Source organism: Candidatus Chloroploca asiatica (assembly GCF_002532075.1).
GTDB lineage: Bacteria > Chloroflexota > Chloroflexia > Chloroflexales > Chloroflexaceae > Chloroploca > Chloroploca asiatica.
Genome location: NZ_LYXE01000182.1, coordinates 14700 through 31149 on the forward strand (window position 1 = coordinate 14700; position 16450 = coordinate 31149).

Below are 16450 nucleotides of genomic sequence, written 5' to 3' on the forward strand. Positions count from 1 at the left end.
AATCCACACCCCTCACCGGCGAAAAGGCTGTGGTATAGTGAAATAAGATACACTTTATTCCCTTGCCATAAACATCAATGGACAATCGTCAATCAGCACGCGCCTATGCGCCGAGTAATGTGTCGGCAGGGTTACCCCCTGCCTCAATTGCCGAGTTAACCCATCTCAATACGTCCGATATTTTGACCGCGTTCGGGGTGCAACGCGAATGGCCGTTGCGTGGCGTGTTTGAGATCCTCTGTCGCCCGGCGGCACAGCGCTTTGCCCGGGAAATCGTGGCGCTCGACCAGTTGGTGGGTTCCGCTGGTCTGGTGGTTGGTGGAGCCTGGATGGTTGGTCGGTGGGCTGAACGGTTCACGGTGCTGGGTGCGCCACCACCTGATGGGCCGTTGTTGTTGGTAGCGAACCATCCCGGTATGCTCGATGCGATGGCGCTCTTTGCCGGGATTCAGCGTGAAGATCTGCGAGTGCCGGCGATTACCCGGCCCTTCCTGCGTTGTTTGCCAAATATCAGGTCGGTCTTGATCCCGGTGGGTGGGCAGCCGGGTGAGCGGGTGGCGGTGTTGCGCACGGCGGCACGGCATATGCGGGAGGGTGGGGCGATCCTGACGTTTCCAGCCGGTCGGATTGAGCATGATCCGCTGATCGATGCACGTGCCGTCACGGATCTGGCGCACTGGTCAGAGAGCATTGGCCTCTTTGCGCGCCTGGGTGGTCAGGTTCCGGTTGTGCCGGTGATTGTGGGTGGTGTGATCGCCCCTGAAGCGCTGCGGCATCCGATCATTCGTTTGCGCCGTCGTCCCGAAGATCAACGCTGGCTGGCCGCGATTTGGCAGTTGTTGCGCCCACAGTTGGGGCGGGTGCATGTGCGCGTCAGCTTCGGGCGTCCATTGTCGTCGACGCTTCCCGACCTTGCCGCTGCCGTACGGGCCGAGGCGCGCCGTCTGATCGAAGGGTTGCGTCAAGCATGAAGCATGTTCTTGCCCGTGTTCGGCGTGGCTCGCCCCTGGCAATTGTGTTCGCTTCCGTTTTCATCGATATGCTGGGCTACGGCATGATTGTGCCGCTGCTGCCGTTTCTGGTGCGTGAATATTCCGCAAGTGCGCTACTCGTTGGTCTGCTCAGTTCGCTCTATGCGCTGATGCAGCTTTTTATGGCCCCGCTACTTGGGGCTGTTTCCGATCGCATCGGGCGTCGTCCGGTGCTGATTGGCTGCCTCGCTGGCTCGGGTGTGGCGTACCTGTTGCTCGGGCTATCGAATACGCTGGGGTTGCTCTTTCTAGCGGTTGGTCTGGGCGGCATGGCTGGCGCTAGTCTTCCGACCGCTCAGGCCTATATTGCCGATACGACCAAGCCGGAGGATCGGGCGCGCGGGTTGGGGTTGATTGGGGCGGCTTTCGGGCTGGGGCTCATGATCGGTCCGGCCCTGGGCGGGCTCCTGAGCAGCTACGGCCTGGCTGTGCCAGCCCTGGCCGCGGCTGCTTTTGCCGCGCTCAATACCCTCTATGCTCTGATCGTTTTGCCCGAGTCGCTCCCACCCGAGCGACGGAGCCATCAGCCCTTGCACTTGCGCAACCTGACTGCGCAACTGGCCGAGGCGCTGACCCTGCGTCGGATCAGGTTGTTGCTGGTGGCGATCTTTTTGCTGAACCTGGCCTTTGCCGGGTTGCAGAGCAACTTTCCGTTGTTCAGTACGGTACGCTTCGGTTGGGACGTGCTGCAGAACGGGATCTTCTTTGCGTTTGTCGGTGGGTGTGCCGTGGTGACGCAGGGCTTTCTGATCGGTAAACTTCAGCCGCTTTGGGGCGAGGCACCGTTGGTGCTGGCAGGGTTGGGGTTGATGACGATCGGCTTGCTGTTGATCGCCCTGGCTCCGCAGGCCTGGTTGCTCTATCCACTGGTGGGCATCATGGCGGTCGGGTTGGGTCTGGCCATTCCCTCGTTGTCCGCACTGGTCTCACAGCGCGCCGGTGAACATCGCCAGGGGGCGGTTATGGGCGGAACCCAGGCGCTCTTGAGCCTGACCCTGATTATCGGGCCGCTGCTGGCAGGGTTGGCGTTTGATCTGGCCGGGCCGGGTGCCCCGTACTTGCTCGGCAGTGGGTTGGCCAGCCTCGCGTTTCTGACCGCAGCTGTAACGTTGCGCCCGCTGCGGTCTCCAAGTGAACAGGTCGCTTCGAAAGGCTAGCGCCAACGCCTTGCAAAGAAAGTTGACGCAAAGGCGCAAAGGTGCAAAGCTGAGTATGTAGATCCATCAAACCTTCGCGCCTTTGCGCCTTTGCATCAAAATTACGACTGTTTTTTGTCAGAAAGCACAGATGAAATGAGGATCCCCAATGCTTGAGGGTTTGCGACCTATTGTGAACGTTGTTGCCAGCACTACGCTTCCGACCCGTTATGGCGTATTTCAGATGCATGTGTATGTTGATGATAATGGCTTGGAGCATGTCGCGCTGGTCGTCGGTGAGCTCGCCGGTTCCGCACCGGTGCTGGTGCGGTTGCACTCTGAGTGCTTGACCGGCGACGTGTTTGGGTCGCAGCGTTGTGATTGCGGCGAGCAGTTGCAGCAGAGCATGAGCGAACTCCAGGCGGCGCAGCGGGGCGTATTGCTCTATCTGCGGCAAGAGGGGCGTGGCATCGGGTTGGTGAATAAGATTCGTGCGTATGCGCTGCAAGAGACCCAGGGTCTGGATACGGTCGATGCCAATCGGGCCTTGGGTTTGCCTGACGATATGCGCGAGTATAGTCGGGCCGCCGCTATTCTAGCCGACCTTGGTGTAGATCGGGTGGCGCTGATGACCAATAATCCGCTGAAGATCCAGGATCTGCAACAGCACGGGATCGTTGTTGTCGAGCGTTGTGCGGCGCACGTGCTGCCGAATGTCCATAACCAGCCGTATCTTCAGGCTAAGCGTGAACGCATGGGGCATTTGTTCTAAATGCGTGCAAGCTGTGCTTGCACGCATTTAGAAGGGAGGGAGGGGGTTTTTCAGGGAGGGCAAGCCCTCCCTGGGACCCTCCCAGGGCGATTGCATCATACGAAATCGGATACAACGGGGTACCCGCAGGGGGTACCCGTACCGGGGTGGGGCACCCGCAAGGGGTGGGGCACCCGCAAGGGGTGGGGCACCCGCAAGGGGTGGGGCACCCGCAAGGGGTGCCCCTACAGGGCCGGGGGGCGCGCCCGATGTAGGGGCACCCCTTGCGGGTGCCCTTGCGGGTGCCCTTGCGGGGTGCATACACGGAAGATGCAATCTCCCTGGGACCCTCCCTACCGCTGTCGCGCTGCGTGCAACGCATCCAACACTTGTGCCGCCGTGTCGTCCCAGGTGGGTAGCTGGGCGACACGGGTGCGGGCTGCTGCCGCCATTTGCGTGCGTTGCGCCGGGTCGTTCAAGAGTTGGCGCAGCGCCGCGACTAGGTGGGTGAGGTTCCCCGGCGCAGTCAGAATGGCTGCCTCGGGGCCGACCAGGCTGGGAACGGGGCCGACGGCATAGGCGATAATCGGGAGCCCATGGGCTAGCGCTTCGGCAAAGACCAGTCCGTACCCTTCGTAGCGTGACGGCAGGACGAACAGGTCGGCGCGGCGATAGGCCGCAACCAGTTCGTCGTCACTGATCGGGCCGTGTACGACGATTGAGTCTGTTGGTGCGCGCGCAATGGCGGCTTGGACTGTGCGGGTATAGCCCGGGTCAACGTCGGTCTCCCCGATCAACTCCAGCCGCGCCCCCTCCGGTGCGGCCTGGCTCCACGCTCGTACCAGGTCGAGAATGCCTTTGCGCGGAATCCACTGGGCAACGCAGAGCGCCGTCAGGGGGTGTTTGCTGGAACCCTCGGCTGGCGGTGCGGCTAGCGACGTGAGCCGATCGTAGCCGCCGGGTGCGACCGTGATCCGCTCTGGTGCAACCCCCCGATCTTCAAGGATGTGCCGCCCGTGCTCGCTGACGGTGATTAGCCAGTCGGCCCGTAACAGCGGTGCCTCCAGTTCAAGATCGCCGACAGACACGCCTTCGGCCCCGGCGACGCTGGGGAGTTCGTGAACCAGCGCTACTAGAGGGCGGACGGCGCGCCAGCGATCGGCCCAGTGGGCGCAGAGGCCGCGTGCCAGGGCATCAATCAGCAGTAGATCGTAGGCGGTCGGGTCGAAGCCGCCAAGTTTCGGGGCCGCAATGAGCTGCGCAGCGAGATCGGCGCCACTCGGAACAAGCTCAGTGATGGTAACCCCCCCCTTTTGCAAGCGAGCGAAGATTTCACGGTGGTAGAGGTAGCCACCGGTCATACGTTGGGTGTCACCGACGGTCAGGCATGCAACATGCATCAGAACTGATCCTCATAGGCGGCATAGGCATCGGGGTTTTCCCAAATGCGTACCGTAAGGGTGACGATTGGACTGCCCTGCAAGGCCTGGGCCAGCCGCTGCCAGCAATAGTGGGCCAGGTTTTCGGCTGTCGTATTGATCTGCGCCAGCCCGGGCACATCGGCGAGGTCGCGGTAATGCAGGTCGTTGACGATGGCATCGAGCGCCGTTTGCAGGCGCGTGATATCGATCAGGGTGCCGTCTGGTTGCAAACGCGGCCCGCGGATCACCACCTCAATGCGGTAGGTGTGGCCGTGCATACGTGTGGCCGGGCCGAAGTCGCCAACCAGGCGGTGAGCTGCTTCAAAACGGGCACTTACACCAATTTCAAACATTGTTGCCCCTCATGCAATAGCTTGCACATAAGACGGGTAGTTTGACGCAAAGGCGCAGAGGCGCGAAGTTTTGATGGATCGGCATGCCCAGCTTTGCGCCTTTGCGTCAATGGTGTTGCCCAGGCCCGCCCTTGTCACCCCGAACGAACGTGAGGGGTCTTCCATGACGATCAGTGCAGATTCCTCACTGCGCCTGCGGCTTCGTTCGGCATGACCGCAGAGGCGTTGCGAACGGTCGAAGCCTGAGCCGGTCGAAGCCCCCTTTGGTATCAAAAAACGTAAGTTACACACTACTCAATTATACCTGATGACGACCTGCACGACCTGCTCGGGTTGTGCGTCGATCAGCCGGTAGGCATCGGCGATCCGGGCGAACGGTATGTGATGGCTAATGAGCGGTGCCAGTTGGAGTTGCGGCAACCAGGCGAGCACCGTCTCCCAGCGCCGACTATGATCCCAGCGCGCTGTCACTTCGGGGCTGAGTTGGCCCACCTGCGACGAGCGCAGGGTGATCCGTCCGCGGTGAAAATGCCCGCCCAGGTCAAGTTGCACTGGTTTGTGTCCGTACCATGAGCCGACGACCACACTGCCCTCGGGCATGACGCATGCGATGGCCGTCTGGAGTGCCGCCGGTGAGCCGCTGACTTCAACGGCGAGGTCGGCGCCCCGGCCCCCATTCAGTTCGCGGATCTGCTCTGGAAGCGTCGGCGCCGGCGCCAGTGCAACGTCGGCACCGACCTGCAACGCCAGCGTGCGCCGCGCCGGGACAGGTTCAACCACAATGATCTGGGCCGCACCGGCTCGTTTGAGCAACTGCACGACGAGCAACCCGACCACGCCTTGCCCAAAGACGATCGCGGTCTCGCCAAGGTTGATCCGTGCATCGTGAACCAGGTTGATGGCGGTTTCAGTATTGGCGGCGAAAACGCCCAATTCCGGTGTTAGTTGGGCCGGTAAGCGCCGACAGAGATCAGCCCCGATGCAGAAGTGGCTCTGGTGCGGATGCAGGGCGAAGACACGATCCCCCGTTGCGAGCGACGTCACCGCTGAACCCACCGCCGTGATTTCGGCGACACAGGCATAGCCGAACTTGATCGGGAAGCCGAAACCGCCCGCCAGGGTCGGCAGATCCAGCGGCAACTGCGGGTCTACTTCGCCTCGATAGACCAGCATTTCTGTGCCGTGGCTGATCGCCGACGCGCGTACAACGGCCTGCACCTGACCGGGGCCGGGCAGGACCAGCGCCTCGTCACGGAACTCAACCTGGCGAGGTGCGCTGAACCAGGCTGCGCGAGCCGTTGTTGGTGGCGTCATGGCGAACCAGTTTCTGTTGCCGAGCCGACGTGCCGGTAGCGTAGATGGCCTTCGATGATCAGATCAACCCCATAGTGCGTCAGCGTGACTCCTTCCAGCAGACATGCGTCATCCAGGTGCTCAATGCCCAGGTCGCCAACCGCTGCGATCCCCGTGCCGAGGATCTTCGGGGCCACCGTGAGCGCCAGGCGATCGGCGAGGCGGTGACGCAACAGGCTGGTGATCAACTGCGCGCCGCCCTCAACCATCAGCGTAGCAATGCCTCGTTCGGCCAGGATCGCGAGCAGGTACGCCAGATCGACCCGCCCATCAGCCAGGGCCGGCGTCTCGATCAGGGTGACCCCGCATTCGGCAAGCTGCACACGGCGTTGCTGCGGTGCAGCACTGGTACAGGCGATCAGCGTGCCGACAGCGGCCCCGTCGCGCAGAACGGCTGCGTTGTCTGGTAGCCGCAAGCGGCTATCGACAATCACGCGTAACGGATCGGTACCGGGCACCAGGCGTACCGTCAGGCGAGGATCGTCGGCCAGCACCGTACCGACCCCGACCATCAGCGCATCGCTCGCCGCCCGCAGTTCATGGCTGAACCGCAACGACTCAGTTCCGCTGATCCACTGCGAGCTGCCGCTACGCGTCGCCAACCGCCCATCGAGGGTCTGCGCATAACTCAGCGTGACAAGTGGGCGGCTCATCCGCGCCGCCGTACAATCTCGACGACCGAACCGTCGAGGATCGTATCTTCGAGGCGCACCCAGGGTTTCGTAACCTGCACCTGAACGGCCTGAACGCGGAGATGGTCGGCGAGCACAGCAGCGGCGATCCGCTCAGCGACAGCTTCGGTCAACTGCAGCGGCTCACCTTCAACAATCTGGCGCGTGCGCTGGTGAACCTGACTATAATCAACCGTCTGCTGCAAATCGTCGGTGCGCCCGGCAGCCTGCAGATCAAGAAAAAGGGTCACATCGACCACGAACTGCTGTCCGAGGCTACGTTCCTCAGGTCGGGTACCGTGGTAACCGACAAAACGCATGCCGCGTAGATGGATTTTATCGAGTTCCATTATTCAGCCACCAATCCGTACATCAACGGAATCTTGGGCACATCATCAGGCGGATAATACCGGCGCTGATCATCAAGCCGCATCCGCGCAAAGGGCTTCTCGCCATTCACATAAAAGAACTCTTGCAAGCGGCGAATACGCAGACCCGCAGCGGCGAAGGCACTGACGATCTCGCCGATACCCCAGCGATAGAGATGGCACTGGTGTGGATTGACGAAGTCACGCACACCCTCGGCGAAACCACCAGGACTGAGCCCGCCGCCGGCGGCCCCGACATAGTCGCCGACACCATCAAGTGTCAGCAACTCTCCACCGTGGGGATAGTTATAACGCAGCCGCCATTCGGGATCGAACATATTCGACGTCGGATGAAACTCAACCAGCACAAACCGCCCCTCCGGTGCCAGGATCGCCGCCACACCGCTGGCGAAGGTGGCGAGATCGCGGAGCCAGCAGATCGCCCCATACCCGCAGTAGATCCGATCGAAGGAGAGACCCGCATGGGCCGCTGCGCTCAAATAGGCATACACATCGGCCTGCACAAAGGTGGCCTGTAAGCCGGTCGCCTCAGCCAGGGAGCGAGCATACGCAATCGCGGCATCGCTCAGATCGACGCCGGTAACAGTCGCCCCAAGGCGATTGAAGCTCAGGCTCTCGTGGCCGGTATTGCAAAACAGATGCAGCAGACTACGGCCCGTCATCTCGCCGAGCAAGGCCAGTTCTTCCGGAAAGACCGTCAAGCCACCTGTGCGCAGATAGTGCTGCAACCCCGGCCGATGGCTGGCATGGGCCTCAACCGCCGCATTCCATGAATGCCGATTATGTTCGGCTGCAACCCCAGAATCCACCGTCACGCGTTCTCCTCGTCTTCGCTATGGTCGATAAGCATCAGCATAACTTCATTGTACCACTGATGTGTTAGGCAATCCGAATTGCCGCCTTTACTCATGTTATACTACCAACACGAAGAAGCCACAATGCAAGGTGGTGAGTGGTTTCGGCTCTGCCGAAACCACTCACCACCTTATCTCTCTATAGGAGTTTTCAACGATGAGCCGGAAATGGACCCAATTGGATATCCCTGATCTTACCGCTAAAGTCGTCGTTATTACCGGTGCCAACAGTGGCCTGGGCTTTGAGTCGGCGCGCACGCTGGCGTCGAAGGGTGCGACGATCGTGATGGCAGTGCGCACGCCGGCCAAAGGCGAACAGGCTCGCGCCGAGATTCTCAAAGCTCATCCGAGCGCGGTCATCGAGGTGATGCGGCTCGATATGGCCGACCTGAGCTCGGTGCGTGAGTTTGCCGATGCCTTTGTGGCGAAGTATGAGCGCCTCGATATTCTGTTGAACAATGCAGGTCTGATGGCGATCCCGCGTCAAGAGACGGTTGATGGCTTTGAGATGCAACTGGGGGTGAATCATCTCGGCCATTTTGCGCTGACTGGGCATCTGATCGCTACGCTTGTGAAGACCCCGAAGGCGCGGATTCATAATGTCTCTAGTAGCGCCAACTTTGCCGGGCGCATCAACTTCGACGATTTGATGGGCAAGCGCAACTATGGGCGTTGGGAGGCCTATGGCCAGAGTAAGCTCGCGAATATCTTTTTTACGTTTGAGCTGCAAAAACGATTACACGCAGCCGGGTTTGATACGATCACCAACACATCGCATCCAGGCCTGGTGATAGGGAACCTGCAAGAGAACAGTGTCGCGCAGTCGGGGACGCAGCTGGAGGCGCTCCTCTATCGGGTGATCCAGCCCATCCTGGCTCAGGATATTCACATGGGCGTATTGCCGATGCTCTATGGCATGACCGCACCCGACGCCAAGGGTGGTGTCTTCTACGGCCCCGAGACGTTCAATATGCGGGGCTACCCTGCCGAGCAAAAAGCCAACAAGGCCGCCTATGATGCGGCAGCCCTCACGCGCTTCTGGGAAGTCTCCGAGCAACTGACGGGGGTACGGTACGCTGTGCTGGATAAGGTGGCAACGACGGAGCTGTAGAAGTTCCTTACGCCACCTCGCGCTGGAGGGCTGCCCGCGCCCGATCAAGGACAGCGCTGGCGAGTCGTTCCAAGGCGGCGGGTTCGAGGCTGGCGGCGGTGCCCTCACTCCAGAACACGGCGCACTGCTCAACGCTCAGTGCGCCCCGCAACTCAGCCAGCCAGGCCTGGTGGGCCTCGCGGTAGACCGGCCAGACCGGGGCCTCGATCACCTCGCCCAGGTGCTCGGCGGCGGCGGCCAGGCAGGCCGCGTCTTCGACATAACCCTGGCGCTGCGCCAACACGGCGATCCCGCGCAGGCAGAGCAACAGCCCGTAGCGGTCGGCGTGCTCGGCGTACCACGCCAGGCAGTCGGCGTAGATCGCTGCCGCCTCGTCAACCTCGCCGAGACTGGTGAGGAGGCGCGCTCGTAGGCAGCGGGCTTCAAAAATCCAAGCTTGGTCGATGGGGTAACCCTGTCCTCCTATTTCGCCGAGCTTGAGCCCCGCGGTCATCAGGATCAGACTGTGCTGCTTGTCACCGCGCAGATCGGCGATCAGCGCTAGCCCGTGTGCGGCAACCGATGGCAGTGCGAACGCCCTGCTCCTTCGGGGGGACGTCCAGGCTTGCGCTGCGCTGCCTCAAGAAGTGCGCTTCGGCCTCCACCACATCGCCACGGGCAAGTGCGTGAAGCCCGAGCGAGCTCTCGGTTTTTGGTTCCCAGTGCCAGGGGCTCAGTAAGATCTCACTTTTGATCCGGTTGGCCCGTTCCAGTTGGGCTGCAGCCTCGTCGAGCCGGCCGCGCCGCAGGTTGACCATACCTAGTCGCTGGCTCACCAGGGCGATGCTATCGCGATCACTGTACTGCTCATAGATCGCGAGGCTCGCCGCGAGGCTGTCCGCCGCCGCCGGGTGACTCCCCTCGGCGAAGTAGCACATCCCCAACCCAAGGCGGAACCAGGCTGCACTCCAGTGGTCGCCGGTCGCCTCGCAGAGCGCAAGCCCCTCGTGCACGACTTCCCAGGTGCGCGCATAGTCACCCATGAACCAGCGGAGCTGGGCAAGATAGGCCAGGGCCCGAGTCTTGCCCCAGGTATCGCCGCAGGCTTGAAAGCGCTCCAGCGCACCCTCCAGGTGCACGAGCATGGCTCCATAGTCCTCCTGCGTCCACCCCTCATCACCAAGGCCGAGCATGGCGTAGGCCTGGGCTTGTTGATCATCCCCGGCGACAGCCAGCAGTTCGTCGAAGTAGTGCCGCGCTACCGGGTCGCGGCGCACCTGCGCCAGGCGCCCGGCCCAGAACAGCGCGCGGTGGCGTGCGGAGTCGACGGGCAGCCCCGCCGTCTGCTCCAGGCTGCCCCGCAGCAACTGGAAGCCCTCCAGGATATGCGAGCGCATCAGCCAGAAGAGTCCGCAGGCCCCCGCGAACTGGAGCCCAACGACGGCCTGGCCGCTCTCTGTCGCCCAGTCTAGGGCTGCGCGCAGGTTATCCTCCTCGGCAGCGAGCCGTTGGTACCAGGCAAACTGCTCGTGCCCGCGCAGCCCCCGGTCACCCGCCTCGGCAAGCGCGATCATCATCGCCAGGTGTCGGTCACGCGTTGCTGCCAGTTCCTTGCACCGCGCCAGTTGCTCCTCGGCGTACTGGCGCGCCAACTCGTGGAGTTCATAACGGCCCGCCGATCCGCGCCGCAGCAAGGTCTTGTCGATCAAGGTGGCGAGCATCGGAAGCGGTGCGTCGGCAACCGCAACCGCTTGCTCGGCAGTGAAACCACCCCGAAAGACGGCGCAGCGCTCGAGGGCTACCCGTTCGTGTTCGGTAAGCAGCTGCCACGAGTGGGCAAAGACGACGCGCATGCTGGCGTGACGCCCGGCGACCGTTGGCGCTGCCGCCGCGAGCAGGTCGATACCCCTGGCAAGTTCGCGGGCAATCTCGGACGGGCTCAAGGTTCGCACCCAGCTCGCGGCCAGTTCGATCGCCAAGGGCAAGCCCTCAACCAGTCGGCAGATCGCGGCGATCGCTGGCAGTTCCTCCGGACTGATCGGCGCACCGGCTCGAGTGCGGCGCGCCCAGTGCGTGAAGAGCGCCACCGCCGGCCAGTCCTCGAGCGAAGGAAGCGGGAGGCGGGAAGGGAGGTCAGGGCGATCAACCGCGTCCCTGCCCAAATGATCCAGCGTGGCGGCCTGATCTTGCACGAACGTCGTGCCGCCAGGCGGCGGAACGGCCAGGCCGTGCAGATCGAAGACCCACTCGGCCGAGAGGTGGAGCCGTTCACGCGAGGTGACGAGCAATTGAACACCGGTGGCAGTGACAAGCAACTCCTGCAGCCAGGGAGTCGCCGCACGCAACTGCTCGATATTATCCAGCACGAGCAGCAACTGCCGGTGGTGGAGCCAGGCCAGCACCTGGGTACCCGGGTCGGGCTCGGGCGCGAGGCCAACACCGAGGGCGACCGCAATCGCCTGGGGCAGCAGGGCCGCATCGGTAACCGGAGCCAGGGGAACGAGGCTGATGCCGTCGGCGTAACGGCCACCCACCTCTTCAGCGAGGGCCAGGGCCAGGCGCGACTTGCCACTGCCGCCGGGGCCAAGAATGGTGAGCAGCCGAACCTGGGGGTCGGCGAGCAGATCCTGCAGCGCGGCGAGCTCGGCCTTGCGCCCAAGCAGAGGGAGGTTCGAGAAGGGGCCGATCGGTGAAGGCTGAGGCGCTGGCGTGATCAGCGGCGTAGAGGACGCTTCATTGGGGTGGGGGAAACGTGTCCCGACGAGGGCAAGAAAAGCGTCGCGTTCATCGCCGACGAGGGCAAGCACCGTAGCGATCTGCTCGGCAAGGTGACGCGAAGGTTGGCGCGCACCGGTCTCCAACTTCTTGACCGTATCGAGCGAGCAGAAAGCACGCTGGCTTAGCTCACGCTGGGTCACCCCACGGCTGCGGCGGACTCGCCGCATCGCCTGGTTGAAGCGCTCCGGGGGACTCATAGGCGCAGTTCCTCGGTGTTTCAACTGGTAAAAAATAGTTATAGAAGCGAATTATTTACAGGATAGTTCCAGTATAGCATAACCAGGGAACATGTACCGTGCGGAAGAGGACAGAGCTTTTGTCCACCCGTTTGTGCACCTTCTTCTCTTGCGGCAGCGGGTGTGATCTGATTTACTGCACATGCTCTACCTGGGTGCCGGAATAGACTGGGAAATGGCGAAAAACTGGTATTCAAGGTGTGATCTGATTTACTGCACATGCTCTACCTGGGTGCCGGAATAGACTGGGAAATGGCAAAAAACTGGTATTCAAAAGGAGATCATGCGAACCGAGATCACATTCGCTGTTGACGAAAGCCAATGTGCGGCCTGGCTCTATGAGCCGGACACAACTGGCCCACACCCGTGTGTTGTTATGGCGCACGGCTTTACCCTGGTTCGTGAGCAGCGGCTCGACGCCTACGCCGAGCGGTTTGCCGCTGCCGGCCTCGCGGTGTTCCTGTTTGACTATCGCCACTTCGGTGCGAGCCAGGGTGAACCACGACAACTACTCAGCATTCGGCGCCAGTTGCAAGATTGGGAAGCGGCGATCGCTGCCGCGCGCGGCCTCCCCGCCATTGATGCAACACGCATTGCCCTGGTCGGCGGATCACTGAGTGGTGGTCACGTACAGACCGTAGCGGCCCGTGACTCGACGATCGCCGCCGTGGTTGCGCAAGTGCCATGGTGTGATGGCCTACGGAACCTTCCGGCTCTTGGGCTAGGCCCCATTCTGCGCTTGAGCCTCGCCGGACTGCGGGATGTGATTGGGGCGCTGCTCGGCCAGGCACCCTACTACATCCCTGCAGCCGGGCCACCCGGCGCAGTCGCGGCCATGACCACCCCCGATGCGGTTACGGGATTGGCCAAGATGACCCCGCCCGGGTCAACCTGGCGCAACGAAGTTGCGGCGCGGATTGCGCTCACGATTGGCCTGTATCGTCCTGGGGCAACAGCGCACCGCATCCGCTGCCCGATCCTCTACATCGCTGCCGAGCAAGATCGGATTGCCCCCGCCCAGTTTGTATATGACACCGCGAGGCACGCCCCACACGCTGAGCTCAAGCGCTATCCCGGAGGACACTTCGACGTCTTCGTGCCCCCGCTGTGGGACGAGGTCGTGACGGCGCAGGTGGAGTTTCTGGAGCGCCATCTGGTTCGGCGCAGTGCGTAGCAAGTACCGTCTTCGACGGTAGTCACCAGAAGGAGCACACAATGAGTAACGCGGTGCAGGCCCCCCTGGTCTCCAGCACCGACTTCGACCTGGCCAGCGTCGCACCCTTTCAGCTGCTGCACGCCGAGCACGCTGATATGCCCGACGGCATCCAGGTGATGGGCGCTGAGTTTGTACACCGCGCCCACGGCTTTGAGCTACCGATGTACGAGGAATACACCATCACCTGTCCATTGCGGTCAGTTGTGGAGCTGCGCGGCACCCTGGGGCGCCCGTTCCACACGACCTTGCAGCCCGGCATGCTGCACATCGTTCCACGCGGTGAGGCGGGCAGTTATCACTACCGCTGCCAGGAACCACCGTCCATGGGCATCTTCTTCCTTGCGCCGCGCGTGTTGGCGCGGGTCGCTGAGGAGACAATCGAGTGTGACTCGGCCCACCTCAACCTGCTGCCGCGCACGGCCGAGCCCGACGCACTGCTCTACGAGCTCTGCCAGGCCTTTCTGGGCGAATTGCTGAACGGAGGCATCGCCGGCAAACTGTACCTGGAATCGCTGACCCAGACCATGGCGGTGCATCTGCTGCGCCGGCATAGCACCATGGCTTGCCACACCCTGGCGAGGGCAGAGGCGCAGCCGGAACTGCGACTGCGGCGGGTGCAGGAGTTCATCGAGGCCAATCTGCACCGGCAGATCAGCCTGGCCGACATTGCAGCGGAAGTACACCTCAGCCCGTACCATCTCGGCCGGGTCTTCAAACGGGCCACCGGAGTATCATTGCACCAGTACCTGATCGCGCAGCGCCTAGAGCGCGGGCGAGCGCTGCTGGAAAGCGGCGACTACACCATCAACGAGGTCGCCACCCTGGTCGGCTTTGCCGCTCACAGCCACTTCAACCTGCACTTCAAGCGCCGCTATGGCGTGCCGCCCTCGGCAGTGGGGCCAAAGCGCAGGGTTGGGTTGGCACCTCACTGGCCTGGGTAATCAGCCGCTGCGCCAGCGCGACTGCATCTGCAAGCGGTAAGACCTGTGCCGCCATGCCGGCTGCCGTAAAGCCCTCCTGGCCAGGCACACTGAGCAACTGCGCCGGGAGATCGGTGATCTCGGGGAGCTGCAGGAGCCAGTTCCCGTTCGCCGGGCCGAGGTGCGCGCTCACCGCGAGCAGTTGCGCCGCTGCCTGTGCGTTACCCAGATGCACCAGCAGGAAGTTCGCGACCAGCGGCAAGAGTACCTGCTGCTCTTCCGGCGTGGCTGCGATTGCCAGGCTCTGCGCGAGCTGGTCGCGCTGTTTCGCGCCGTAGAGCACGAAGAAAAGCTGAGCAGTGGTATTGAGAAAGGAATGCACAATGCGTGAGACGCTCAGTCCGCAGCCGCGGATGTTGATCAATCCCGCAGGCACAGAGGGATTGTACACGACGTGGCAGTTTTCGCAAGGCGTGCGAGTTGGCGAAATGATCTGGACCGCGGGCCAGCTCGGGGTTGACGGCGAGGGTCGCTTCGGCACCACGCTTGAAGATCAGGCGCGGCTGGCCTTTATTAATCTGCGCAGCGTGTTGGAAGCCGGCGGCAGCTCGCCCGCCGACGTCGTCGAACTGGTGACCTATCACCTGGCGATGGATGAACTGCCACGCTTTGCCGCAGTGAAAGCCGAGTTCTTCCCCCAGAACTACCCCACCTGGACAGTCGTCGGCGTAACGGCGCTGGCCTTGCCCGAGCTGCTGGTAGAGGTGAAGGCGGTGGCGGTGGTTGGGAGCGGGCTACCGCAAAACGCGGAGCCCGCCGACGCATAACGCCCGAGCAGGGCAGCACGTTCCATCGACGGGACAAAAGCGCACGATTCCGCAAGGATAGCGCACGATTATTGAAGGCGCACTGGCATGGGGGGTGGTATAAGTTTGGTACCGATTCTATCAGAATGGAGCACGAGATATGGTTTGGCTCAGACGGAGTTTGTCCTCCTCGCTTATCTTGACAGTGGTTGTCATTGCAATCTTCGCAATCTTCTTCTCCGGGTTCGGCATCGCAGCGAGCCGGGTTCAGGGCACAGTGTCTACAGCTGATGCTATCGGGTCAAGCTTCACGTATCGTGGCCAACTCCAAAGCGCCGACGGGCCGGTGTCTACAACCTGCGACTTCCAGTTTGAGCTATGGGATGCAGAGTCGGATGGTGCGCAAATTGGTGCGACGCAAAGCATCAACAGTGTCGCCGTCCAGGAGGGCTTGTTTGCGGTCACGCTCAATGGTGGCGGTGAGTTTGGCCCCAACGCCTTTTCAGGTGCAGCACGCTGGCTTGAGATAAGTGTTCGCTGCCCTCAGGACGCCCTCTTCACGATACTCGCTCCGCGGCAAGCTCTGACGGCCTCGCCCTACGCCATCACCAGCGCCTCGGCCAACGGGTTACGGGGGCACCCGGTGGGCGACGCTCAGCCTGCGGAAGGCCAGGTGCTTGGTTGGGATGGCACCCAGTGGCTACCACAGACTTTGCCGACTGATATCGCGACAACTGCGCTTCTCGAGGGCTCGATCACTACTGCTAGGCCTGGTGAGTTGTGGGTAGGACCACTCGTGACCGTTACGACGACCGTTAGTCAGCGCATTACGATGAGCGCATCGGTATCTGTAGCCACATTAAGCGATACAGCGACCCTGCTGCTTCTGCTCTGTTATCTTCCAGAAGGGTCATCACAAGGTGCTGCAGCTCAATTCATTCAGGAGGTCGAAGTCAGCCCCTCACAGTCACTTCTCCCGGCCGCCACGACCATTACGCCTGGCCCTGGTACGTGGCTGGTAGGTATTTGTTTGCAAAACACCGACAACACAGGAGCGCAGCAGTTGGAATTACGCAACAACGGCTTTGTGCATGGGTGGGTAATGGTGACGAACTAAAGGGGGCTTTGGTGAACAAGGCTATTATGTGGCAGACCGTTCTGCTCTCGATGGTTCTGGCAGGGCTCGTGATCTTCGGTGCGCTGTCAGCCGAGGCCCAGGGCAACAATTTCAGGATCGTCTGGTGGAGCACTGCCGCCGGCGGGGCTAGCGTGAGCGCATCGGAGAAGTATCGCCTGGATGGTGCTGTGGGCAATGTGAGCAATGAGCAGGCCGCTGGCGGAATCTACCAACTCAGTGAGGATGCCCTGCCACCGCCCCAGGCCAGCAGTGACAAACATCGTCTGTATCTGCCCTTGCTAACGACATCCGCCCCTCAGTGACGGCG

The 16450-nt window shown here is 62.1% G+C and carries 18 protein-coding genes; 9 read left to right on the plus strand and 9 right to left on the minus strand.

What is annotated here, in order from left to right:
• The first annotated feature begins 77 nt into the window (after positions 1-77).
• The 3 genes from A9Q02_RS21340 (at position 78) to ribA (ending at position 2939) form a co-directional block, all read left to right on the plus strand.
• Positions 78-971, plus strand: a complete 894-nt coding sequence (locus A9Q02_RS21340) for a 1-acyl-sn-glycerol-3-phosphate acyltransferase (RefSeq protein ID WP_097655100.1) — start codon at positions 78-80, stop codon at positions 969-971.
• Entirely contained in the window at positions 968-2188 is a 1221-nt protein-coding gene (locus A9Q02_RS21345; RefSeq protein ID WP_097655101.1) for an MFS transporter, read from the plus strand. Before A9Q02_RS21340 ends, A9Q02_RS21345 begins: the two co-directional genes overlap by 4 nt.
• Positions 2189-2336: 148 nt before the next feature.
• Positions 2337-2939, plus strand: a complete 603-nt coding sequence (ribA, locus tag A9Q02_RS21350) for a GTP cyclohydrolase II (RefSeq protein ID WP_097655102.1) — start codon at positions 2337-2339, stop codon at positions 2937-2939.
• 332 nt (positions 2940-3271) lie between these two features.
• Here the strand turns inward: ribA and A9Q02_RS21355 are convergent, their stop codons facing one another.
• From A9Q02_RS21355 to A9Q02_RS21380, 6 genes are all read right to left on the minus strand, one after another.
• On the minus strand, positions 3272-4318 hold the full coding sequence (locus A9Q02_RS21355) for a glycosyltransferase family 4 protein (RefSeq protein ID WP_097655103.1): 1047 nt from the start codon (positions 4316-4318) through the stop codon (positions 3272-3274).
• A complete protein-coding gene (locus A9Q02_RS21360; RefSeq protein WP_097655104.1) occupies positions 4318-4692 on the minus strand; it encodes a 6-pyruvoyl trahydropterin synthase family protein in 375 nt (124 codons plus the stop codon). The genes A9Q02_RS21355 and A9Q02_RS21360 overlap by 1 nt, the downstream gene beginning before the upstream one ends.
• A gap of 294 nt (positions 4693-4986) precedes the next feature.
• Positions 4987-6006 carry a zinc-binding dehydrogenase gene (locus tag A9Q02_RS21365; RefSeq protein ID WP_097655105.1) on the minus strand — a complete coding sequence of 340 codons (1020 nt, stop codon included), beginning with the start codon at positions 6004-6006 and terminating at the stop codon, positions 4987-4989.
• Complete coding sequence (locus A9Q02_RS21370; protein WP_097655106.1) at positions 6003-6698, minus strand: RibD family protein; 696 nt, start codon at positions 6696-6698, stop codon at positions 6003-6005. The genes A9Q02_RS21365 and A9Q02_RS21370 overlap by 4 nt, the downstream gene beginning before the upstream one ends.
• A complete protein-coding gene (gene folB, locus A9Q02_RS21375) occupies positions 6695-7066 on the minus strand; it encodes a dihydroneopterin aldolase (protein WP_097655107.1) in 372 nt (123 codons plus the stop codon). The genes A9Q02_RS21370 and folB overlap by 4 nt, the downstream gene beginning before the upstream one ends.
• On the minus strand, positions 7066-7920 hold the full coding sequence (locus tag A9Q02_RS21380; RefSeq protein ID WP_245860803.1) for a class I SAM-dependent methyltransferase: 855 nt from the start codon (positions 7918-7920) through the stop codon (positions 7066-7068). The genes folB and A9Q02_RS21380 overlap by 1 nt, the downstream gene beginning before the upstream one ends.
• Before the next feature lie 196 nt (positions 7921-8116).
• Between A9Q02_RS21380 and A9Q02_RS21385 the strand changes: the two genes are divergently transcribed.
• The gene (locus tag A9Q02_RS21385; RefSeq protein ID WP_097655108.1) at positions 8117-9070 is read left to right on the plus strand and encodes an oxidoreductase; all 954 of its coding nucleotides are present in this window, start codon (positions 8117-8119) and stop codon (positions 9068-9070) included.
• Between the two features lie 7 nt (positions 9071-9077).
• On the opposite strand, the gene A9Q02_RS24510 is transcribed toward A9Q02_RS21385, so the two are convergent.
• Complete coding sequence (locus tag A9Q02_RS24510; protein WP_097655109.1) at positions 9078-9563, minus strand: hypothetical protein; 486 nt, start codon at positions 9561-9563, stop codon at positions 9078-9080.
• Between the two features lie 22 nt (positions 9564-9585).
• Positions 9586-12024 carry a tetratricopeptide repeat protein gene (locus tag A9Q02_RS21395; protein WP_097655110.1) on the minus strand — a complete coding sequence of 813 codons (2439 nt, stop codon included), beginning with the start codon at positions 12022-12024 and terminating at the stop codon, positions 9586-9588.
• 322 nt (positions 12025-12346) lie between these two features.
• Between A9Q02_RS21395 and A9Q02_RS21400 the strand changes: the two genes are divergently transcribed.
• Both A9Q02_RS21400 and A9Q02_RS21405 read left to right on the plus strand, forming a co-directional pair.
• The gene (locus tag A9Q02_RS21400) at positions 12347-13237 is read left to right on the plus strand and encodes an alpha/beta hydrolase (protein WP_097655111.1); all 891 of its coding nucleotides are present in this window, start codon (positions 12347-12349) and stop codon (positions 13235-13237) included.
• 41 nt (positions 13238-13278) lie between these two features.
• Entirely contained in the window at positions 13279-14220 is a 942-nt protein-coding gene (locus A9Q02_RS21405; RefSeq protein ID WP_097655112.1) for a helix-turn-helix domain-containing protein, read from the plus strand.
• Here the strand turns inward: A9Q02_RS21405 and A9Q02_RS23965 are convergent.
• Entirely contained in the window at positions 14141-14581 is a 441-nt protein-coding gene (locus tag A9Q02_RS23965; RefSeq protein WP_141509109.1) for a hypothetical protein, read from the minus strand. The genes A9Q02_RS21405 and A9Q02_RS23965 overlap by 80 nt on opposite strands.
• Before the next feature lies 1 nt (position 14582).
• Here A9Q02_RS23965 and A9Q02_RS21415 point away from each other — a divergent pair, with 1 nt between their 5' ends.
• The 3 genes from A9Q02_RS21415 to A9Q02_RS21425 all read left to right on the plus strand — a co-directional run bounded on the left by A9Q02_RS21415 (position 14583) and on the right by A9Q02_RS21425 (position 16445).
• Complete coding sequence (locus tag A9Q02_RS21415) at positions 14583-15026, plus strand: RidA family protein (RefSeq protein ID WP_172451251.1); 444 nt, start codon at positions 14583-14585, stop codon at positions 15024-15026.
• A 325-nt stretch (positions 15027-15351) separates the two neighbouring features.
• Complete coding sequence (locus tag A9Q02_RS21420; RefSeq protein ID WP_141509111.1) at positions 15352-16122, plus strand: hypothetical protein; 771 nt, start codon at positions 15352-15354, stop codon at positions 16120-16122.
• 11 nt (positions 16123-16133) lie between these two features.
• A complete protein-coding gene (locus tag A9Q02_RS21425; RefSeq protein ID WP_141509113.1) occupies positions 16134-16445 on the plus strand; it encodes a hypothetical protein in 312 nt (103 codons plus the stop codon).
• Positions 16446-16450 lie beyond the last annotated feature (5 nt).